At 59.6% G+C, this 3,235-nt stretch carries 4 protein-coding genes and 1 pseudogene; 2 read left to right on the top strand and 3 right to left on the bottom strand.

The window, feature by feature from the left end; genetic code table 11:
- Nucleotides 1-139: pseudogene (locus EOD15_RS31405) on the top strand (RidA family protein); the annotation flags it as partial.
- Nucleotides 140-253: 114 nt separating this feature from the next.
- On the opposite strand, the gene EOD15_RS31410 reads toward EOD15_RS31405, so the two are convergent.
- Nucleotides 254-940: an RNA methyltransferase gene (locus tag EOD15_RS31410; protein ID WP_127320803.1), complete on the bottom strand. Its 687-nt coding sequence runs from the start codon at nucleotides 938-940 to the stop codon at nucleotides 254-256.
- Nucleotides 941-1,521: 581 nt separating this feature from the next.
- Here EOD15_RS31410 and EOD15_RS37090 point away from each other — a divergent pair.
- On the top strand, nucleotides 1,522-1,896 hold the full coding sequence (locus EOD15_RS37090) for a GNAT family N-acetyltransferase (RefSeq protein WP_245463819.1): 375 nt from the start codon (nucleotides 1,522-1,524) through the stop codon (nucleotides 1,894-1,896).
- 13 nt (nucleotides 1,897-1,909) lie between these two features.
- Here EOD15_RS37090 and EOD15_RS31420 read toward each other — a convergent pair whose 3' ends face one another.
- Nucleotides 1,910-2,728 carry an MBL fold metallo-hydrolase gene (locus EOD15_RS31420; RefSeq protein WP_127320802.1) on the bottom strand — a complete coding sequence of 273 codons (819 nt, stop codon included), beginning with the start codon at nucleotides 2,726-2,728 and terminating at the stop codon, nucleotides 1,910-1,912.
- Between the two features lie 3 nt (nucleotides 2,729-2,731).
- On the bottom strand, nucleotides 2,732-3,235 hold a 504-nt coding region (locus EOD15_RS31425), incomplete at its 5' end, for a TatD family hydrolase (protein WP_148129728.1).

Below are 3,235 nucleotides of genomic sequence, written 5' to 3' on the forward strand. Positions count from 1 at the left end.
GTCCAAGCTCGATGTGTTGACCAGGAACGTCAAGGACATGTTCGGCGAGGCGCTGCCGGCGCAGACACTGGTTCCCGTTCCCAAGCTTGCAATCGACCCCATGCTTTTCGAGGTGGAAGCCGTGGTCATTCTGGAGTAGGGGCGAGATCGCCCCACAAACTGAAACGGGTCGAGCGCGCCGCCGACAGCCGCACATCCGGAGCCATTATACGGAAGTAGAGCCGGCCAACGGTCGGTTGAGATTCGCGTCAGCTCAGGTCTGTCCTTCGGTTTCGCTCGAAGCAAAGCCGCCAATTTCGCGACGCATTACAGTAGGTAGTGGCTCAGCGCGTTTTCCCTTCCGGCTACCGCGGCGGTATTTGCTCTGATACTCGCGTCGCTGTTTCGCGATTTCGTAGAGTACGATACCCGAACTGGTTCCGAGGTTTAGGCTCTCGATCATCCCGAACATTGGAATTGCTACGCACATCTCGCTGCGCTCGACCGCGAGGGTGCTGATGCCCCGTTTCTCATTGCCGAACCAGACAGCGAGTTTGGTGTGCTGGGTATAATCGCCCTCGTGCAGGAAAACGCTGGTCTTTCCCTTTATATGCGGCGAGGTGACGACGGACACAAAGCCATGTTTTTCCAGATGGCTGAGGCAGGCGTCAGTGCTGTCGAATCGTTTCACAAACGTCCATTTGACGGCTGATACAGACGTTTCCGAAAGCGATTTCCGTTGGCGCATTTGCTGCCAGTCATCAGGAAGTGCTTTGCGTGGATCGACGATATAGACTCTTTCAACGCCGAGGGCATTTGCGTTTCGAATTACCGTTCCGATGTTCCTGATATCATTCGGATCTTCGACAACGGCTACCAAGTTCTTGCAGCGAAACGATTTGACCGCAGCCGCACGCTTGCGAACCGATACTCTGGGTTTCTGAGCCTCAAGGGTTTCCATGAGAGGTTCTTACCAGAGGCGCATCTGAATCCAAGGCCCGTGGCGACTCTATCGCCGCCACATCAGGAAGTCGCATAAGATAGATTATGGAACTAACGCATGGGCCAGGAATTGTAAATTGCCGCTGATTCTCATAGGCTTGAGCGTTCGTGGCGTCTTGCCTTGGGCGAATAGCCAACGCTAGGCTGTCTAGATGAAGATGGCAAACAGCGAGATCGAAGCGGCGATTGAAGTGTTCGTGCAAGGCTTCAGCGCCGACAGAAGCCGCACCTTTCCTTACGTGGCCAGCCGTGTTGGGCCGTTGTGGGTGATGCGCGACGCCGAGCTCAAGAATCCTCGCGATTACCGCGGCGAAGAATGGGTCGTCCATGACGTCGCCGCTCAAGAGGCCGATGCCATCGTGCGGCAGCATGCACGGCCGGGCTTTGCCATTTCCGTTATGATCGCGCACGAGGATCCGGACGGGCCGACACGAACCGCCTACAAAGCTCTCGGCTACCGGCTGCTTCGGACCGAAGGCTTTTTTGTCCACCGATTGCGCCGGATTCCCAGCCCCGCCGGCGGTTGCTTCGATCGAACGCGTGCAGACAGCCGAACGGGCGGCGCAGTTGGGAAAGATCATCCGCAGGCAGCCGATCCCAGACGATTTGCTCGGCGACAGCGCGCCATTCCGTCAGTATGTGGCAGTCGATGGCGCCGATATCGTTGGGCGCGTACGCAGCCTTCATGCCGTGGGAGCCACATGGTGTTCGAGCATGTATGTCGAGCCGTCGCACCGGCGTCGCGGCATTGGCCAGGCTTTGATGTCGAGAATGTTGCACGACGATCGGGCTTTTGGGTCGAGATACTCGGCGCTGGCTGCAACCCACGTCGGGGCGCTGCTTTATCCCCGGATGGGCTACGAGCGGATCGGAACGCTGCTGATATTTGCGTCAAGGAGCCGGAAGACCGTATGAGGGTTTATTCGCATCATGCTGATTCGTAAGGGGTTTCAATCGCCATCCCATCATAGGCCGGCTCGACGTTGGCGGGTGTCTCGTTCATCACCGTGGCGTAGTCGAGCGGAACATGCATATGCGTCAGCACGGCGTGTCTTGGCGCCAGCCGCTCGATCCAATCAAGCGCTTCGCCAAGGGACAGGTGACTAGGATGCGTCCGGTATTGCAGCGCGTCGATGATCAGCACGTCGAGGGCGCGCAGCCGTTCGGCGGTGGGTTCCGGAAAGTCGCTGATGTCCGGGCAATAGGCGAGACCGCCGATGCGGAAACCGAGCGATACGATGTCGCCGTGGATCTGCGGCAGCGGCTCGAGGGTGAGGGTACCCCCCTCTCCTTCGATGACCACCGGCCTGGTGTGGTCGATGAGATGCGGCCTGACGATCGGCGGATAGGAACTGCCTTGCGGCGTCTCGAAACAGTATCCGAACGCTTCCCGCAGCCGAAGCATCGTCGCCCTGTCGGCATGAACGTCGATCAGCTGGCGCTGATCGAGAACGAAGCCGCGCAGATCGTCGATGCCATGGATATGGTCGGCATGCGGGTGGGTATAGACGACCGAATCGATACGTTTAACGCCGGCCAGCAGCATCTGCTGCCGAAAATCCGGCCCCGTGTCGATGACCACAGTCGTGCGGCCGCCATTCGACGCGATCCGCTCGACGAGTGCGGCGGCACGCGTGCGCCGGTTCTTCGGGTTGTCGGGGTCGCAATTGCCCCAGTCGCCGGTGATGCGCGGCGTACCTGGCGACGAGCCGCAGCCGAGAATGGTGAGGCGCAGCCGGTCGGTCATCGTTCAGGCGCTTTGCTCTACAGGCCGCGGCATCTTGCCGAACAGCCGGAAGAAATTATCCGTCGTCAGATCAGCGATTTCAGCTTCGCTGACGCCGATGGTTTCGGCCAGCACCTTGGCGGTATGGGCGACATAGGCCGGCTCGTTGCGTTTGCCGCGAAACGGCACGGGCGCCAGGTAGGGCGCGTCGGTTTCGACCAGCAGGCGGTCATGCGGCACATCGGCGGCAATGGCGCGCAACTCAGCCGAATTCTTGAAGGTCAGGATACCCGAGAACGACACGTAGCCGCCGAGAGCGACGCCAATTTCGGCGAGCCGATGTCCGGAAGAAAAGCAATGCAGGATGAAGGGGAAGGCGCCCTTCCCCGTTTCGGCCTCAAGAATATCAGCCATATCTGCATCGGCATCGCGCGAATGGATGACCAGCGGCAGCCCCGTTTCGCGTGCAGCGGCGATGTGATTGCGAAAGCCTTGTGCCTGCGCATCGCGTGGCGCCTTGTCGTAGAA

Origin of the sequence: Mesorhizobium sp. M7A.T.Ca.US.000.02.2.1 (assembly GCF_003996995.1) — a bacterium.
Lineage (GTDB): Bacteria > Pseudomonadota > Alphaproteobacteria > Rhizobiales > Rhizobiaceae > Mesorhizobium.